Source organism: Spirillospora sp. NBC_01491 (genome assembly GCF_036227065.1).
In the GTDB taxonomy this organism is placed as follows: domain Bacteria; phylum Actinomycetota; class Actinomycetes; order Streptosporangiales; family Streptosporangiaceae; genus Spirillospora; species Spirillospora xylanilytica.
Window position 1 is genome coordinate 8,173,202 of record NZ_CP109432.1, and the last position, 15,373, is coordinate 8,188,574.

Annotated in this window: 16 protein-coding genes; 4 read left to right on the top strand and 12 right to left on the bottom strand. The window is 69.8% G+C overall.

The features are described 5' to 3' along the window. Positions 1-137: 137 nt before the first annotated feature. A complete protein-coding gene (locus OHA34_RS37995) occupies positions 138-1,421 on the bottom strand; it encodes a citrate synthase (protein ID WP_285936379.1) in 1,284 nt (427 codons plus the stop codon). A 125-nt stretch (positions 1,422-1,546) separates the two neighbouring features. Here OHA34_RS37995 and OHA34_RS38000 point away from each other — a divergent pair, with 125 nt between their 5' ends. After that, a complete protein-coding gene (locus tag OHA34_RS38000; RefSeq protein WP_285936378.1) occupies positions 1,547-2,209 on the top strand; it encodes a hypothetical protein in 663 nt (220 codons plus the stop codon). Positions 2,210-2,270: 61 nt separating this feature from the next. On the opposite strand, the gene OHA34_RS38005 is transcribed toward OHA34_RS38000, so the two are convergent. Beyond that, a complete protein-coding gene (locus OHA34_RS38005; protein ID WP_285938534.1) occupies positions 2,271-3,170 on the bottom strand; it encodes a serine/threonine-protein kinase in 900 nt (299 codons plus the stop codon). A gap of 91 nt (positions 3,171-3,261) precedes the next feature. Then, positions 3,262-4,200: an aldo/keto reductase gene (locus OHA34_RS38010; protein ID WP_285936377.1), complete on the bottom strand. Its 939-nt coding sequence runs from the start codon at positions 4,198-4,200 to the stop codon at positions 3,262-3,264. Positions 4,201-4,530: 330 nt separating this feature from the next. Here OHA34_RS38010 and OHA34_RS38015 point away from each other — a divergent pair, with 330 nt between their 5' ends. Continuing rightward, on the top strand, positions 4,531-5,307 hold the full coding sequence (locus OHA34_RS38015) for a hypothetical protein (RefSeq protein ID WP_329520295.1): 777 nt from the start codon (positions 4,531-4,533) through the stop codon (positions 5,305-5,307). Positions 5,308-6,165: 858 nt separating this feature from the next. On the opposite strand, the gene OHA34_RS38020 is transcribed toward OHA34_RS38015, so the two are convergent. The 5 genes from OHA34_RS38020 to OHA34_RS38040 all read right to left on the bottom strand — a co-directional run bounded on the left by OHA34_RS38020 (position 6,166) and on the right by OHA34_RS38040 (position 10,950). Then, positions 6,166-7,110, bottom strand: coding sequence for a WD40 repeat domain-containing protein (locus tag OHA34_RS38020; RefSeq protein ID WP_329520296.1), 945 nt, complete (start codon positions 7,108-7,110; stop codon positions 6,166-6,168). A gap of 156 nt (positions 7,111-7,266) precedes the next feature. Next, positions 7,267-7,563: a hypothetical protein gene (locus OHA34_RS38025; RefSeq protein ID WP_285936374.1), complete on the bottom strand. Its 297-nt coding sequence runs from the start codon at positions 7,561-7,563 to the stop codon at positions 7,267-7,269. Positions 7,564-7,633: 70 nt separating this feature from the next. Next, positions 7,634-7,942: a helix-turn-helix domain-containing protein gene (locus OHA34_RS38030; protein WP_329520297.1), complete on the bottom strand. Its 309-nt coding sequence runs from the start codon at positions 7,940-7,942 to the stop codon at positions 7,634-7,636. 273 nt (positions 7,943-8,215) lie between these two features. Further along, complete coding sequence (locus OHA34_RS38035; protein WP_285936372.1) at positions 8,216-9,352, bottom strand: hypothetical protein; 1,137 nt, start codon at positions 9,350-9,352, stop codon at positions 8,216-8,218. Between the two features lie 581 nt (positions 9,353-9,933). Continuing rightward, on the bottom strand, positions 9,934-10,950 hold the full coding sequence (locus OHA34_RS38040) for a hypothetical protein (RefSeq protein ID WP_329520298.1): 1,017 nt from the start codon (positions 10,948-10,950) through the stop codon (positions 9,934-9,936). Between the two features lie 414 nt (positions 10,951-11,364). Here OHA34_RS38040 and OHA34_RS38045 point away from each other — a divergent pair, with 414 nt between their 5' ends. Continuing rightward, positions 11,365-12,138 carry an SDR family oxidoreductase gene (locus OHA34_RS38045; protein ID WP_285936370.1) on the top strand — a complete coding sequence of 258 codons (774 nt, stop codon included), beginning with the start codon at positions 11,365-11,367 and terminating at the stop codon, positions 12,136-12,138. 145 nt (positions 12,139-12,283) lie between these two features. Here the strand turns inward: OHA34_RS38045 and OHA34_RS38050 are convergent, their stop codons facing one another. Genes OHA34_RS38050 through OHA34_RS38060 form a run of 3 tightly spaced genes read right to left on the bottom strand, consistent with a single transcriptional unit; the run spans position 12,284 to position 13,334 of the window. Continuing rightward, positions 12,284-12,409, bottom strand: a complete 126-nt coding sequence (locus OHA34_RS38050; protein WP_285936368.1) for a hypothetical protein — start codon at positions 12,407-12,409, stop codon at positions 12,284-12,286. A 50-nt stretch (positions 12,410-12,459) separates the two neighbouring features. Beyond that, positions 12,460-12,957: an SRPBCC domain-containing protein gene (locus tag OHA34_RS38055; RefSeq protein ID WP_285936367.1), complete on the bottom strand. Its 498-nt coding sequence runs from the start codon at positions 12,955-12,957 to the stop codon at positions 12,460-12,462. Next, on the bottom strand, positions 12,954-13,334 hold the full coding sequence (locus tag OHA34_RS38060; RefSeq protein ID WP_285936366.1) for an ArsR/SmtB family transcription factor: 381 nt from the start codon (positions 13,332-13,334) through the stop codon (positions 12,954-12,956). The genes OHA34_RS38055 and OHA34_RS38060 overlap by 4 nt, the downstream gene beginning before the upstream one ends. A gap of 300 nt (positions 13,335-13,634) precedes the next feature. Here OHA34_RS38060 and OHA34_RS38065 point away from each other — a divergent pair, with 300 nt between their 5' ends. Continuing rightward, on the top strand, positions 13,635-13,847 hold the full coding sequence (locus OHA34_RS38065; RefSeq protein WP_285936365.1) for a helix-turn-helix domain-containing protein: 213 nt from the start codon (positions 13,635-13,637) through the stop codon (positions 13,845-13,847). Between the two features lie 67 nt (positions 13,848-13,914). Here the strand turns inward: OHA34_RS38065 and OHA34_RS38070 are convergent, their stop codons facing one another. Beyond that, a complete protein-coding gene (locus OHA34_RS38070) occupies positions 13,915-15,303 on the bottom strand; it encodes a DUF2786 domain-containing protein (protein ID WP_329520299.1) in 1,389 nt (462 codons plus the stop codon). Positions 15,304-15,373: the final 70 nt, after the last annotated feature.

Sequence of the window (15,373 nt, forward strand, 5' to 3'; positions counted from 1 at the left end):
CACGGAGGACGGAAGTAGAACGGAATTCTGTGGATAACTCCGGATCGGCAAGGGCCGGGCACCGGGGAGATCATCCCAGTGTCCGGCCCTATGCGCCGTGGTCCGTCACGTACGACGGCTCGGCGTCGCCGTGGCGGTCAGCGCGCCGACAGGTCCACGTAGTGGCGCTCGCCCGGTCCCACGTACACCTGGCGCGGGCGCCCGATCTTGGTGCCGGGGTCGTTCATCATCTCGCGCCACTGGGCGATCCAGCCGGGGAGCCGCCCGAGGGCGAACAGCACGGTGAAGGCGTTGGTCGGGAAGCCCATCGCCTTGTAGATGACACCGGTGTAGAAGTCGACGTTCGGGTAGAGCTTCCGTTCGGTGAAATAGTCGTCGCTGAGGGCGACTTCCTCCAGGCGCATCGCCAGGTCAAGCAGCGGGTCGGACTTCCCCATGGCGTCCAGGACCTTGCGGGTGGCCTTCTTCACCACGGCGGCGCGCGGGTCGTAGTTGCGGTAGACGCGGTGCCCGAAGCCCATGAGCTTCACGCCGGGCTCCTTGTCCTTGACCCGCCGTACGAACGAGTCGATGTCATCGCCGTTCTCGTGGATGCCCTCCAGCATCTCCAGCACGGCCTGGTTGGCGCCGCCGTGCAACGGGCCGAACAGCGCGTCCACACCGGCGGACACCGAGGAGAACAGGTTGGCCTGGCTGGAGCCGACGAGCCGCACCGTCGAGGTCGAGCAGTTCTGCTCGTGGTCGGCGTGCAGGATGAACAGCATGTCGAGCACGCGGACGATCTCGGGGTCGATCTCGTACGGCTGGGTGGGCAGGCCGAACGTCATCCGCAGGAAGTTCTCCACGTACCCGAGGGAGTTGTCCGGGTAGAGCAGCGGCTGCCCGATCGAGGTCTTGTACGCGTACGCCGCGATCGTCGGCAGCTTGGCGATGAGCCGGATGCTGGACTGGTCGACCTGCTTGTCGTCGAACGGGTCGAGGCTGTCCTGGTAGAACGTCGACAGGGCGCTGACCGCGGAGGAGAGCACCGCCATCGGGTGGGCGCGCCTCGGGAACGCCGAGAAGAAAGCGCGGAACTTCTCGTCGAGCAAAGTGTGGTTGCGGATGCTGTCGCTGAATTCCCACAGCTTGTCCGCGGAGGGAAGCTCGCCGTGGATGAGCAGATAGGCGACCTCCAGGAAGGAGGACTTCTCGGCCAGTTCCTCGATCGGGTAGCCCCGGTAGCGGAGGATGCCCGCTTCGCCGTCGATGTAGGTGATCTCCGACGTGGTGGAAGCGGTGTTGGTGAAGCCGGGATCGAGGGTGACGTTCCCCGTTTGTTTGAGGAGACTGCCCACGCCCAGGCCCCCAGGGCCCTCGGTCGCCGGCGTCACGTCGAGGGGCACCCGGCCGCCCGCGTGGTTGAGCTCGAAATCGGACATGCTCGCTCCCAACTCCGTCCACACCTGCGTAGACGTTACTCTTGGCATCGTATCCACGTGATCGTGCAGGTTAATCCGCGGTGGGTTCGTTGACGGAGGGCGCCCCCGGGTGTTGCTCTGAGTGCATGACCCGTCACAACGCTGATGAGCTCGTCGTGCGAGCACGTGAGGACATCGCCGCCGCCGCGTCCGGCAACCGGTTCCTCGACCTCCTCGAAGCCGGTGAGATTCCCCGTGAACGCCTGGCCTCGCTGGCAGGAGAGGAATATCGGATCGTCGGCAGCGACCGGCGCAGCTTCGCTCTGCTGGCCTCTCGCTATCCGGACCCGCCGGCCGGAACGCTCTTCCTCTCGCTTGCGCAGGGGGAGGCGCAGGCCCTGGTATTGCTTCAGAACTTCGCTGAATCCCTCGGGGAGAGTGAGAAGGATCTCAGGGCCCACGAGCCGCGTCCCTTCGCTCAGGCGTACCCCGCCTTTCTGGCGCAGCGCGCCGCCTTCGGAACGGCGAGCGAGGTAGCTCTGGCGATGCTCGCCAACCTTGAGGAGTGGGGCTCGTACTGCGGTCGTACGGCCGCGGCCCTGCGAGCCCGCTACGGCTTCAGCGAGGCGGACGTCGGTTTCTTCGAATTCTTCGCGGAACCGCCCCCCGGTTTCGAGGGCCAGGCGATGGCGGTCATCGCCGGAGGACTCGAGGCGGGCGACGATCCTGAAGAGGTCGTGCGTGCCGCCCGACTGCTTCACGTCTACGAGACCGCGTTCTGGGACAGCCTCGCGGAAGGCGCCCGTTAGCAGGAACCCCGCGGGCGCACGAGGGAGACACTGACAGGAAACGCCCTGCGCGGCGTGTCTTTTAGCCAAGCGGTGGCAACTCCGCGGTGGCTTGGACCAGCGTCTGGTCCTGGGCTCCGATGAGCGCCTCGACGTCGGCGGGCAGCCACTCCTCGCCGTAGTGGGCGTCCAGCAGCGTCGAGAGCGCGGTGAGAACCTGCTCAGGAGACGGGCGTTCCTGCGGTTCTTTCAGGAGGCACCGGGTGACCAGGCCGCGTAGCGGGTCGGGCAACCGGCTGAGGTCGGGCTCGCCGTGCACGATGCGTCCGCGCACCTTGTGATCCGTCCCGAAGGGGGCGGCGCCTGTGGCCGCGCACACGAGCGTCGCGCCCAGGGAGAACACGTCGCTCTGGGGCGTCACGGCGTCCCCCAGCGCCTGCTCGGGAGACATGTACGCGGGGGTACCGAGGATTTCCGTGCGCGACAGCGGAAGCGCCCCGAGGGGGCGGGCGATGCCGAAGTCGATGACCCTCGGGCCGTCTGCGGCGAGCAGGACGTTCGAGGGTTTGAGGTCCCGATGCACGATCCCGGCCTGGTGGATCGCGATGAGGGCCTCGGCGAGGCCCGCGCCCAGCCGGCACGCGGCCTGTTCCGGCAGCGGCCCCTTCTCCCGCACGGCCTCCGCCAGGCTGACCCCGCGGATGTACTGCGTCGCGAGCCATGGCTCGTCGGCGTCCGGATCGGCGTCGACGACGGGTGCCGTGTAGAAGCCGCTGACCGACCGCGCGGAGGTCACCTCTTGGCGGAAACGGTCCCGCCAGCGCGGATCGCCCACATGCTCCGGCCTGATGACCTTCACGGCGACCAGCCGGCGGCTCTGCGAGGTGGCGAGGAAGACCTCGCCCATGCCTCCAGACCCGAGCCGCGCGATCACGCGGTAGGGGCCGATCGTCGGCGGGACTCTTGGGGGCGGCGACTGCATGGGCACGGAATCCGATCATGGTGGGCGCGCTTCATCGTGCCACGACCGGCTCGTCCGCCCGTCCGCCTCTGGAACCGCGCCGTTCCGGTCGTCAGGTCCAGGGCAGCGCCGCCCGGTCCGACCAGTATCGGGTCGGCGGCAGGCACAGCGCCGCCAGCTCCTCCAGGTCCGGCTCGGTGAGCAGCACGGTCGCTCCCTCAAGGTTCGACGCCAGCTGCGCCGTGCTGGCGGCACCGATGAGGATGGTGTCCGCCCATGACCTGCTCAGGGCGGCGGCGACGGCCAGCGCGTCCGGCCGCGTGCAGTTCTCGAACGCCATACGTCGGAGGGCCTGAGGAGGCCGCACCGCCAGTTTCCCGTTGGCCATCACCTCCTTCAGCAGGACGTGCAGCCCCTCGTCGTGCGCCTCACAAAGCGCATCGCCCGCTGACGTCTCGAGAACGTTCCAGGTGGACTGGACGGTGGTGAAGAGCCGCTGCCCGGCAACCTCCAGTTCGAGGGCTCTCCGGATGGTGTCGGCCTGTGCGGCGCCGGATGTTGAGAACCCGACCCGGACCCCCTCTGCCGCGGCCTCGGCAATGGCCTCCTGCAATGGAACGTCCTCGAACAACGGACTGTCCATGGTGAGGGAATGCACCTGATAGACCGCGAGACGCCCGTTGAGCAGTCCACGGGTCTCCTTGTACTGGGCGCGGTAGCGGCTCACGCTGTGTTCCTTGACCTCGTGTACTGGAGCGTCCACCCGCCAGCCGCCGACGTAGGTGTATCCCCATTTGCTGGACACGGTGATGTCCGCAGGAGCCCGGATGGAGAGCCACTCGCCCAGGAACTCCTCGGCCCGTCCGTACGAACGCGCCGTGTCCACCCACCTGATGCCCGCGGCGTACGCGGCGTCGAGGACGTCCCAGGTGGCCTGGCGGAGCCCGTCCGGACTGCGCCCGAAGGGCAGTTCGCTCGATCGGCCCACGTTGATGTACGCCGGACGGCCCAGTGCCGCCAGCCCGACGCCCAATCGCTGCAATCCGCTCATGCCGTTCAGCCTGGCATGCGCCACCACGTGCACAGGGACCGCGGCGGCATCCGCCGCTGCGGCTGAGGAGATCGTACGATCGTCGCCTCCAGCCGCCGAGTGCGGTGCGGTCGCGGTGGTGACCGCAGATGTGCTGCCGAAGCCCTGGCGCTGGGCCGGACACGGGCCGACACGGCGGCCACGCGAAGAAATGCCGCGTCTCCGGAGTTCATCTCGTGATCAGAATGCGCTGAACGTTATCCACAGAATCTCGTTCCACTTCTCCCGTCGTTCCGACCGGACCAGGCTGTTGCCCGTCAGCCGTTCACACGAGCCTGAGGAGGCACGACGATGACGACGGAGATCAGCGCCAACGATCACGGGATCCGGCAGTTCGCCAGGAAGCTCGGCCTGTCCGGTTGGCAGGTCCGGCTGGGCTGGGAGCAAGGGATGCTTCCCGGACCCGACCTTGAGGGCGGCCGTTGGTCCGCCCGAGTGTCAGAGGAGTGTGCCGGAGCCGCCGCCCGGATCGCCGCCGCCTTCGGCGCGGACCCGCCCATCGGAGCCGGCCGTGCGGCGGACCGCGTCGCCGCCGCGCTGGGGCTGGACGTCGAACGGGCGGACATCGAGATGCTGGTGGCCCACGGCCGGCTCAAGGTGATCAGCCGATACCGGGACTATCCCGTGTACCTGCTGCGGGATCTGGACGGCCTCGATCCGGGATCGGTGTCCGACATCGTCGCGGCGCGCAAGGGAAAGATGGCGGACACTGTGGATGCTCGGTCCGCCGCGAAGGTCCTCGGCTGGCCCAAACGGACCTTCGAGCGGATCGCGGCAGAACGCGACCTGGCCAAGGACCAGCTCGGCCGGTATGCGCTCCCCGACGTCCGGGGCCTTGGCGCCGACCAGGGCCTGGCGGACCGGGTCCGGGAGGACCGGCGCCTCGCCGCCCTTGCCAAGGCCCGCCGTGACGAGGCCCAGATCGAGGACGTGGTCCGCGGCTGGCTCCTGCGGTGTACCGCCTATGTCGACCGCGATGTCGACGAACCACCCGAGACGGCCCCGGCGACCCGCGCGCTGCGGGCCTTGGCCGAAGCCCGCGCCGTCACCGGTCATCACGCCCTCTGAGCCGGCCGGAACGCGGCCACCCGCGATCATCGACAACTCACGCCCGGCGCTGTGGATCCGGTGCCCGCCCGAGTGGTGGGGCAGTCGGCCTGCACCCGGCCGGTGGCGATGAGGGCGCCGTTCCGGACCAGCAGGTGCCGTCCGTCCTTCGTGGTCGTTGCCGGGGCCGCAGTGAGCTTGGGGGAACGGGGTGACAGCAGTGCCACAACGCTTCGACGAAGCCGCTGAACACCGACAGCGTGATCACGCGTGATCGACACTCCCCGCACGAGGATGAAAACGACCCAGTGCGCCGTATTTGTCTGGCGTTCTGGCGGCGGTGCGGTGCGGTGCGGGGCGGTGCGGGGCGACGGCGGGGGCCGGGCGACGGCGCGCGGCTGGGGGCTCGAGGGCGCGTGCGGTGGCAAGGGCGTCTATGTGCGCGCGTTTTGGATATCTGCTGATGTCTCTTGGGAACGCGTGGGGCGCTGTGGATTTACGTATGCGTCTTGGGGTGGGGAGTATCGGCTCCTGGCGGTGGGCTCGTGCGAGCGTTTCTTGGGGGGCTTTTTGGAGCGGGGGCGGAGCGGGGAGGCCTGCGGGGTGTGGGTTGTTCGCTGAATGGCTCATTGGAGGTGAGGGTGTCGCGTGATGACAAGACGTGTTGATTGGGTGCAGGCGCCGACGTTCCGACCTGATCTGGGTGCTGTTGCCGGCGGACGAACCCGCGGCTGAGGTTCCCCCCGTTTCATGAGGGAACCTCAGCCGTGAGCTTCCCCCGTTTCGCGGCCGGGAGGCGAGCGCGGGCAGGATCGGGCACTCGTGCACGTGCCGCGTCAGCGACGTTGTGGTCGGCGGGCAGTCGCCATTCCCATGGGGTCACGACAGGTACCAGCCCCGGATGGTCCCCTCCCTGCCACCGGCCAAGGCCACCTGGCGGACGCCGAACCGGGTGATCAGGACTTTGGTGTTGTCGCTGTCGAGGACGTCGCCGGACTGGTTGCCTTCGGCCAGATCCCAGGTGCGCACGGTTCCGTCGTTTGCGGCGGTGATCGCGATGGTACGGCCGTCGACCACAGCGGCGTCCATACTCATGATGCGCTCGTCGTGGCAGTTCAGGCTCTTCACGAGCGAACCGTCGGCATCCCACACGTACAGGTCACCGCTCTCCACACCGCCCACCACGATCGGATGGCGGTCGAGGGAGGTCAGAGCCAGGGCCCACACCTTGCCTCCCGCCTTGGAGAAGGTGGCGATCCGCTCGCGCGAACGCAGGTCCCACAGGGTGACCAGGCGATCGAAGCCACCCGCCGCCAGCACCGGGAGATCACCCAATCGTCCGGCGGCCAGGGAGAGGATGCCGTCCTGGTGGTCGTTGTCCAACTCCACCAGCTCACCGCCGGAAGGCTCCCACAGTCCGACCACCGGGTTGGACGCGCCGCCGCAGGCGAACCACAGCTGCCCGTCCACTTCGAAGGAGGTCACCGACCACAGCGGACAGTCGTCCTCATCTTGGGAGGTCGTCCGCAGAACGGCGCCGCCATCGAGATCCCAGGCGGCAAAGCCATGGTTTTCGCTGCCACCTGCGAGGATGACCCGGCCCTGGTGAACCCCGGCCGACGCGCAGTCCAGATCGGCCTCGGCGTCCGGGTAGTCCTCATAGGCCGGCGGGAGCGACCGAGAAGTCCAGTGATCACACGAGGGGTCCCAGGACCAGGCCTTGCCGTCGCCGGTGACGCACACGACCCTGGTCTCGTCGCGAACGGTGACGGCGTCCAGATCGCAGATGTCCGATCCTGACGGCAGGCGACTGCTCTGAAACATCGATGGAGTCTAACGATCTTCCTCGTCCCGGACATCGGGAGCGCCTCGGGCAGGTTGACCCGGCTGCGATGCGCTTCGGATCCTTGGCGGTCGCCGGGCGTTGTGGCACCGAGGCACTGGAAGCGATGGCAGGACGCTGCTTCTGGGGTGCTGCTGTCAGCAGCCGGTGATGGTGAGCTTGTGCAGGAGCGCGACAGTGCGGGCTCGGACCCGCTTGTGCGCGGTGTTCGGCTCGACCTGCCACCCGGCGAGTTCGCCGCCGTCACTGGGTCTCCGGTAGGGCGCGATGACCTTCGGGTTTCTCTGGCCGTGGGTCATCACGTGCGCGCCGCGACAGGCCCGTTCGGTTTCCGAGTCGCGGTAGGGGGTGCAGTCATTGTGGACACCTGGCGCCGGCCTCCCGACCACGACCGTCATCCGGGTGTCGGCGTCGATGACCACCTGCGTGTTCACCGAGTATCGGTGGTTCTTGACGGCGCTGTGATGCTCTGGTGGTGGGTGGGCGCCAGCGTCCCGGCCACGATCAGCACCGTGTCCGGGCCATGCCGATTGACGATCGGAGCCAGGGTGCGCAGCGGTGCCAAGTGGTCCACCACCCATGCGCGCCAGACTTCGACACCCCGAACTGCAATGCGACCGACCGCAGCGTCAGGTTGGTGCGGTAGTACTCCGTGAACAGCAACACCCGGTCGGCGAACGGCAGACTCCACCGGCGGCCGGTCCCGGACTGCTCCCCGCCTCGATGCACGACGATCCGCACCAGCTTGCGGAACTGCCGCACCGACAGGCTGGTGAACACCGGCACCCACTCGGCCTGGTCCGCACTGGTCATCCGCTCCAGGCGGTGTTCGACGACCAAGATCGCCCGTAGTTACGGGACAGTCTTCAGCGCGGAAATGGACGGTGCTGCGCATCAGCCGGGGGGGCTCGTCGGATGGCGCCGGGCGGGGGTGAGGGGTTCGGCGCTGAAGTTGTGGGTTGGGGCTCTCAGATGACGGTCAGGGGCTGCCGCTGGGGGGGGTGTCGCTGTGTGATCTGGTGGCCGCGATCGTCGTATCGACGCGGTGTAAGCCGACCCGGGTCGGGTGACGGGGGGCGGTGTCGGTCAGGTGCGTTTCACTCCACGTTTTGAGCGGCGTCCCGATGTGCCCTGGTTGTGGTCGTCGCGGCTGAGGGTCGCGTAGAGGCGGTCGCGGGCCTCGGTGCGGGACATCGCCGGGAGCCGTTCGGGCAGGTGGCCGGCCACGGCGGGGGAGGTTTCGACGAGGCCGTCGTTGTCGACCGTGATCTGGTCGGCGGGCCAGTCGCCGAGGAGGACGGCCGACATGCCACTGGGGTGGCGGGCCTGGAGTGCGTGGATCCTGTCGGCCTCCTTCTCGCAGTCGGCCATCAGTAGCAGACGGCGGGTCCCGGGGGAGGACGCGCCCTGACGGATGGCCAGTTCGGTCTCCAGGTAGGCCAGCGCGGCGTCGAGGTTGCCGGGGATGAACAGCTGGGCCGTGCTCTCGTCGAGCAGCTCGTCTTCGGCCAGGCCGAAGAGCGCGGTGGCGTCGTCGCGGGGGATCACCACCAGGGCGCTGTCGCCGTACCCCTCGAGCGCGGCCAGGGCGATCACTCTCGCGGTGTCGGCGGCGCCCGGCCCGGTGAGCCCGAGCGCCGGCAGCGCGAACGGGTCGATCGCGGGCCTGTGGAGGAACCGGACGGGCCGCTCGTCCGCGGCCTCGGCCGCCGCCTCCGATGCCAGGAAGACCGTTCCGGCCGCCGTGAGGATGCGGTGTCGGAAGGGGAAGCCGATCGCCGCCGCGGCCGGAAGCAGGAGGCCGAGGAACAGCAGTGGCTGGAGCGAGTGTGCCTGCTGTCCCGGGTCGTCGGCCTGCTCCGGGTCTCGGACCGGTACCGGGGTGGGAGGGTTCGCCGGGACCCGGCTCGGACGTCGAGGTGGGGGTGGGGGGCGGCGGGGTGAGGGAGGCCGTTTCGTTCTGTGCGGCCGCGACGGACGATGCCGGGACTCGGGCGTTCTTTCGGCGTTGTGGGACTTTCTCGTAGCGGTTTCGTGCTCTGGGATGGCCCATGGTCCTCCGTACAGGCCCAGCCACGCCTCCCGGCAGATGTGCGCCGTGTTCCAGTCGCCGATGTACGGACGCTGACGGCAGATGTCGGGCATGGACTTGCGGGGCTTCGGCTCCTCCAGAGTCGAGCCCTCGGCAGGCGCGGGCGCGCCGAAGGAGAGGGCGCCGGCCATGGCCGCGCAACCCAGCAGCCCGCACGCACAGCGGAGGACGCGCCCCGCTGTGCGGGTGAGTCTGGGAGCTGCCGTCAAACGGTTCATCTTCGCCCCGGGGGATCGCGGTGGTCACCGTCAGAAAGCCGATCGTAGCCAGTTTGGCTACGGAGCGTTGAACATTGGTCACAGTCGATCTACTGACCCGTTCCCCGGGGAGTGCGAGTCCGTCCTTGTGGAGATCGCGCCACATGGACTGCATCACCCTGATGAATGGTGGTATTTCCGGTGGTCTGCTGCTCCTGTGGTGTACGGAAAGGGGCGATAGTGCGGGTGAAATGAGTGACTTGTGTGCGGGGTCAGCTGTCACTCTCGGTGGCGGGATGATGTTGAGGGGAGACCCTCCGGAGGTGGGCTGGTCGGGCTGATGGCGCCCTATGTGCCATGAATGGCGAGTGTCGAGCATGACGGTTGGGGGCGGAATGCCCCGTCCGGCTGCGGCTGGCCCGTGCGTCCTGGGGCCGTTTGCCTGGCTCCGTTCGCCGGACCTCTGGGCGCTGATATGGGTGGTGTCGGTGAAGTGGGGTGTGATGGTGAGTGGGTCAGGGGTCGGCTGGTGACTGGACGGGGGATGCGAGTGCGTCCTCGTCGGCCGGGGAGCTGAGGATGTCGTACATGCCGCCGGGAAGGGAGCCGGACCAGAGCCAGTCGTTGACCGTTCCGCGGTAGTCCTCGGGCGGTCCGACGGTGATGAGCCGGGGAGTCGTCGGGCGCAGCAGGATCCGGAACGGCTCGGCGGAGGGGGATCCGTTCCGTCGGGACGAGCCCCAGAAATCGTCGAAGTCGCCCGTGGTGAGGCTGGTACCGGCCGCGATCGTGCGGGTACGGCACGCTGGCCCGGTGGCCAGCCAGGCCCAATGGTCGGTGAGCAGGCGGCGGGCGGTGGTGCGCAGGACGTTGAGGGCGGCGACGTCGTGCGGGCAGGCCACGTCGGTGATCTGAAGCTCGGGCAGGCCGAAACGGCGGAGGCCGCGGGTCATCAGCCGGACGCAGCAACAGCCGTTCACCCCTTCGGGATCCTGCTCGGGATCGGCCGCCGTGCAGCGGCCGTTGGCCCGGAACGGGGGGAGGGCCTCGCCCAGCCATTGGTCGGCGAGCACGAAACGAGGGCGTTCGGAAGGCGGTGCCGGCCGGCCTGTGAGGTTGGCGGCGGCGGTGTGGAAGATGTGCCCGGTCACCAGATCGGCGGCGACGCCGCCGGTGGCCTCGGCGACGCCGTAGGCGGCGGCGCGGGCCACCTGCACCCCGCGCGGCTGGTCGGTGACCGGGCCGGACGCGGTGATGACGGCGAACTCGCGAGCATGGTGGAAGGCCGTCTCCGCTCGCCGATGCTCGGGATGGACGGCCCTGATGCTGGTCGGATCCCAGCGCAGCCACGCGGACTCTTCCCGGCTGACATCGAGTTGCGGTGTGCCCGCCCGGCCCCGGACGTGGGTTTGGAAGGCGCCGGTCGTTCTGGCATGGACGAGGGAGGTGAGCTCCTTCGGCACACTCTCGGCCGCCACGACGAACCGGGAGGTGGTGGTCGTCGGAACGGGGAACGTGATGGTCGCGGACATGGGTGCCCGCCTCCTTCCAACAAGGTGAACGCGTCGTCGTGGCCAGGATGCGGCGGGACGCACGGGCACCGGAAGGCGAACCCCGTTCTGTGGATAACCCATCCCGTTCTCGCCCGCGCGGTGAACACGAAGGCCGGCGCGGTTCGATGGGAGATGTGGCGATGATGATGACTTTGTCGCCGGGTCGCTTTTGGGATTGGGGATCCTTGATCGCCAGATTGTGTCTGACCGGCTGTCAATTGTTTATGCGGAAATCCGGTGCTCCTCGCTGAGAATGCGTGGACGTGGGCGCCTGTGTCCTTGGAGCGGTGCGGGTCACCGTGGGATGGAAGGGGCCGTTTTGGCGTCATGTCACGTTCCTGTAGGGCGGTCCGTCTCCAGGGACCAGAGGCCATCCCCCTGTGAGGAGAGACGATGCTCATTCTGGTCACGGGCGGTACCGGCACGCTCGGGCGTGTGGCGGTGCCCAGCCTGGTGAAGGAGGGCCACGCCGTGCGGGTCCTGACGCGCCGTCCCGCCACGGAACGCGACGTCCGGGGGGACCTGGAGACGGGAGAGGGGATCCCGGGCGCGCTCGAGGGCGTCGACGTCATCGTCCATCTGGCGTCCGCGGCCCACAAGTGGAACACGGGCCGCGTGGATGTGGACGGCACCCGCCGCATGGCCGAGGCGGCGGAGAAGGCCGGCGTGGGACATCTGCTGTACGTGTCGATCGTGGGAGTCGACCGCGTGCCCAGCCGCTACTTCCGGTTCAAGGCGGCTGCGGAGCAGGTGGTCATGGACGGCGGCGTCCCCTGGTCGGTGCTGCGCGCCACCCCGTTCCCGGAGTTCACCGAGACGATGCTGGGGATGTTCGGCCGTCTTGGGCCCGTCGCCGTTCCGGCGCGCACGCCGTGGCAGACGGTCGGCACCGGGGATGTGGCCGACCGGATCGACATGATGGTCGGTCGGGGACCCGGTCACGCGATCGAGGAGATCGGCGGTCCGGACGTCCGCCCGTTCGGCGAGTATGCGGCGGCGTGGCTGCGCGCGCGGGACGCACGGCGCCCGATCCTGCCGCTCTGGCTTCCCGGCAAGGTGGGACGGACCCAGCGCGAGGGACATCTGGTCACAGAGTCCGGCGCCACGGGTCGGCGCACTTGGGGCGACTATCTCGAGGAGAAGCACGCCCGACCTGCTCGCTGGTGAGTGCGTCGCGATTCAGCGCGCTCGGCCGCGGCGGCCGGGCGCTGGAGGAAGACCTCGTCCAGGCTCGGCTGCTCGAGGGAGGAGTCGTCGACGATGGCCGCGATCAGGGTGGCGAGGCGGTCGGCCACCTCGAGGTACCGGGTGGTCAGCAGCACCGAGGAGCGCTGCCCGGTCCGGCCCCACCGGCGCGCACGGCGTCGGCCTCGCGCACCACGTCGTGGTCGAACACCCGCGCCGCCCCGCCGGCGGGACGGCGCAGGGTGCCCAGCACTTTGAGCGCGGTGGTCTGCCCGCCCCGTGCGGGCCATCGGACCGGGCCGGTCAGCCGATCTCGGCGAGCAGGGCGGCCAGGCGGTCGAACTGCTCCAGGACGCCCTTGGTCATGCCCTGCGCCAGCGCGAACTCGAGCACGTCCTCGGACGGGAACCGGCCCTGGTAGACCATCTTCGTCTTGCCCCCGAGGTCCTCCAGCGTGACGGTCTCGACCGCGGGCGGCCCGCCGCCGTCCATCCCGGGCATGTCGGGGCTGGAGGTCCGCACGAACCGCTCGGGCCTCACGACCTGGAGGAACTCCCCGCCGAAGGCGACGCCCTCGGTGCCCTGCGGGGGGCCGATCCGCCACTTGCCGCCCGGCCGCACGTCCATCTCCTGGACGTCGGCGTGGTTGCCGTGCGGGCCCCACCAGTTGGGGATGTGCTCGGGCGAGGTCATGGCGGCCCAGACCAGCTCGCGGGGCGCGTCGAAGACCCGCTCCATGACGATGTCGGCGCCCTCGGCGACGATGCTCGTGGACGCGTCGCCCAGTTCTTGTCGCGTCACTGCTCTTCTCCCTCTGTCGGCTCTGCTGTCGGTTCCGTCGAGTTCTGATTCGCCCGCAGCGTGCCCAGGTACTCGTCGAGGCGGTCGAAGCTCTCGCCTAGGAACTCCTGGTACTGCGCCATCCACACGGCCACCTCCCGAAGCGGTTCCGGCCGGAGCCGGCATGGACGCCACTGCGCCTGCCGTCCTTGTTCGACCAGCCCGGCCCGCTGGAGCACCTTCAGGTGCTTGGAGACGGCCGGGAGGCTCAGCTCGAACGGTTCGGCCAGCTCGTTGACGGTGGCCTCGCCGTGGACCAGCCTCGCCAGGATCGCGCGCCTGGTGGGGTCGGCCAGGGCGGCGAAGGTGACGCTGAGCTGGTCGGTCTGGGTCTTCATTTTTCCTTCCAGTTAATTAACTACTTCGGAAAGTACGCGCCCGGATGATCCTCCGTCAAGACCCTCCGGCCCTCCGGATCGGTGCGGCGCGCCCGGCCGGAGCGCGGCATGGGGGTACGGGGCCGTCTGTCTAGCTCCGACACGCCGTGCGCAGTGGAAAAGTCCAGCACTGGCCGCTCTTGTGTCGATTCATGCGGCATCGGCGGTGGATTAACGGGGAATGTGTACCTTGAGTAGATCAACACTGCTGTGAGCTGTGGGTACCGGCCCGCCGCCCAGCCTCGAACCCAGGAGGTACCTGTGGCCCGCACTCTGGCGAGGGGCACCCGCGTGACCGGTGCCGAACGCACGCGGCTGGCCGCGGAACTCGCACCGCGCTACGCCGCCGGCGAGAGCATCCGCGACCTCGCCGCCGAGACCGGACGCTCCTACGGCTTCATCTACAACGTTCTCAAGGAGGCGGGCGTGCCGCTCCGCGGCCGGGGCGGCAACACCCGGCGGAAGAAGGCCTGACCGGGGGACCGGCGCGACCTGGGAGCGCTCCGGGCGCCCCCCGCCCTCCGGGAGGGAACTGAACGCGCTACCTGCGGCGGACCGAACCGGTGACCTCGGATCGTCCGTTCAGGCTGGCGAGGTCGGCGGCCACCCGCCCGGCCACCCAGCCCTCGTAGTTGGAGACCGACCCCGCCTGGCTCTTGGCCAGGTTGGGGAACAGCGAGTCGACGGCCTGCTCGACGGCGCGGTCGCGCGCGGCCAGCACGGGGAGCAGATCCTTCCCGCCGGCCCCCGCCGCCGCCCGGCTCGCCGCCTCGCCCGCGGCCCCGCGCAACCGCTCCCCGATCCGGGCCGCGTAGGCGTTGAGGAACGCGTGCCGGAACGACCGCGTCCGCGACCTGCCCCGCGAGTCGCGGCGGGGCCCCGCGTGCACCATCGCCGCGGTCGCCTGCACCAGCAGCGAGGTGAACAGCATCTCCACCGCCGTGAGGTCGGCGGGGAAGCCCAGCACCGTGGAGAAGCCCAGCTCGCGGTGCCACACCGCGCGGCACCGGTTGGCCTCGGCGACCACGGTCAGCAGGACGGCCTTCGGCGCGTCGTAGGGGTTGTCGACCGCGATCCGCCGCCCGGCGGGCTCGCCCGCGTGGCCGGATTCGGCCGCGAGCAGCGCGTGGCCGATGCTGTGCCGCGCCATCAGCTCCTGGGCCCGCGCGCTCAGCGCCTCGGCCTCTTCGGGGAACTCGGTCGACTCGGCCTTGGCCAGCAGCGCCCTGACCTTACCGAGCATCCGCTGGTCGACGTCCCGCACGGCCTCGGGCGGCGGCTGCCCGGCATCGCCCGCGGTGCCGGGGGGAGGTCCGATCCGGGCCAGCAGGGGCAGTCCGATCAGCAGGTGGGCCAGCTCGGCCGCGCACACGACCAGGGCCGTGCGGTCGATGCCCTCGCGCTCGCTCCAGGCGTCCAGGTACCCGTCGTCGCGCTCCCACCAGATCTCGGCGCCGAGCGCGGCGAGCTGGTCGTGCCACGTCCCGTCGACGGTCGCGGTGCTGTACCCCCGCAGCTCGGCGGCGATCGCGTCGATCACCAGCCGCCGGTGCCGGGGCCCGTGCCTGCGCGCGGTGTACCGGGCGATGTCGGCGGGCTGCCAGCCGCGTTCCCAGGCCGTGGTGACGCTCACCCGCAGCCGGTCGAGGAGGGCCAGGTCGGCCGCGCGCCGCCAGCCGGCCGCCGCCTCGGCCCGCTGGCCGGACTCGGTGCCGCGTCCGCCCGCGCGGCCGGGCCGCCCGGCCGGCTCGGGGGGCTCGGCCGCCTCAGGGAGCCCGACGAGGGCGGCCACCCGGCTCTGGAACGTCTCGCCGTCCCCGCGGGCGAGGGCCCGCACCGCTTCGGCCACCAGCTCGGCGGCCGTCTCGGCGGCCGTGTCCGCGGGCGCGGGGCCCGACGCGAATCCGGGCCGCCACCACGCCTTCCGCACGGGTGTCTCCTCCTCGTGAGCGCTCGCCTCGTCGGGTCACGAGGCATCCTGCCACGCCGCGCCCCGCCCG

What these genes read in the sequence shown, in the direction of transcription:
- OHA34_RS37995 (WP_285936379.1), bottom strand. Translation starts at nt 1,421, where the DNA reads ATGTCCGATTTCGAGCTCAACCACGCGGGCGGCCGGGTGCCCCTCGAC.
- OHA34_RS38000 (WP_285936378.1), top strand. Translation starts at nt 1,547, where the DNA reads ATGACCCGTCACAACGCTGATGAGCTCGTCGTGCGAGCACGTGAGGAC.
- OHA34_RS38005 (WP_285938534.1), bottom strand. Translation starts at nt 3,170, where the DNA reads ATGCAGTCGCCGCCCCCAAGAGTCCCGCCGACGATCGGCCCCTACCGC.
- OHA34_RS38010 (WP_285936377.1), bottom strand. Translation starts at nt 4,200, where the DNA reads ATGAGCGGATTGCAGCGATTGGGCGTCGGGCTGGCGGCACTGGGCCGT.
- OHA34_RS38015 (WP_329520295.1), top strand. Translation starts at nt 4,531, where the DNA reads ATGACGACGGAGATCAGCGCCAACGATCACGGGATCCGGCAGTTCGCC.
- OHA34_RS38020 (WP_329520296.1), bottom strand. Translation starts at nt 7,110, where the DNA reads ATGTTTCAGAGCAGTCGCCTGCCGTCAGGATCGGACATCTGCGATCTG.
- OHA34_RS38030 (WP_329520297.1), bottom strand. Translation starts at nt 7,942, where the DNA reads ATGACCAGTGCGGACCAGGCCGAGTGGGTGCCGGTGTTCACCAGCCTG.
- OHA34_RS38035 (WP_285936372.1), bottom strand. Translation starts at nt 9,352, where the DNA reads ATGGCCGGCGCCCTCTCCTTCGGCGCGCCCGCGCCTGCCGAGGGCTCG.
- OHA34_RS38040 (WP_329520298.1), bottom strand. Translation starts at nt 10,950, where the DNA reads ATGTCCGCGACCATCACGTTCCCCGTTCCGACGACCACCACCTCCCGG.
- OHA34_RS38045 (WP_285936370.1), top strand. Translation starts at nt 11,365, where the DNA reads ATGCTCATTCTGGTCACGGGCGGTACCGGCACGCTCGGGCGTGTGGCG.
- OHA34_RS38060 (WP_285936366.1), bottom strand. Translation starts at nt 13,334, where the DNA reads ATGAAGACCCAGACCGACCAGCTCAGCGTCACCTTCGCCGCCCTGGCC.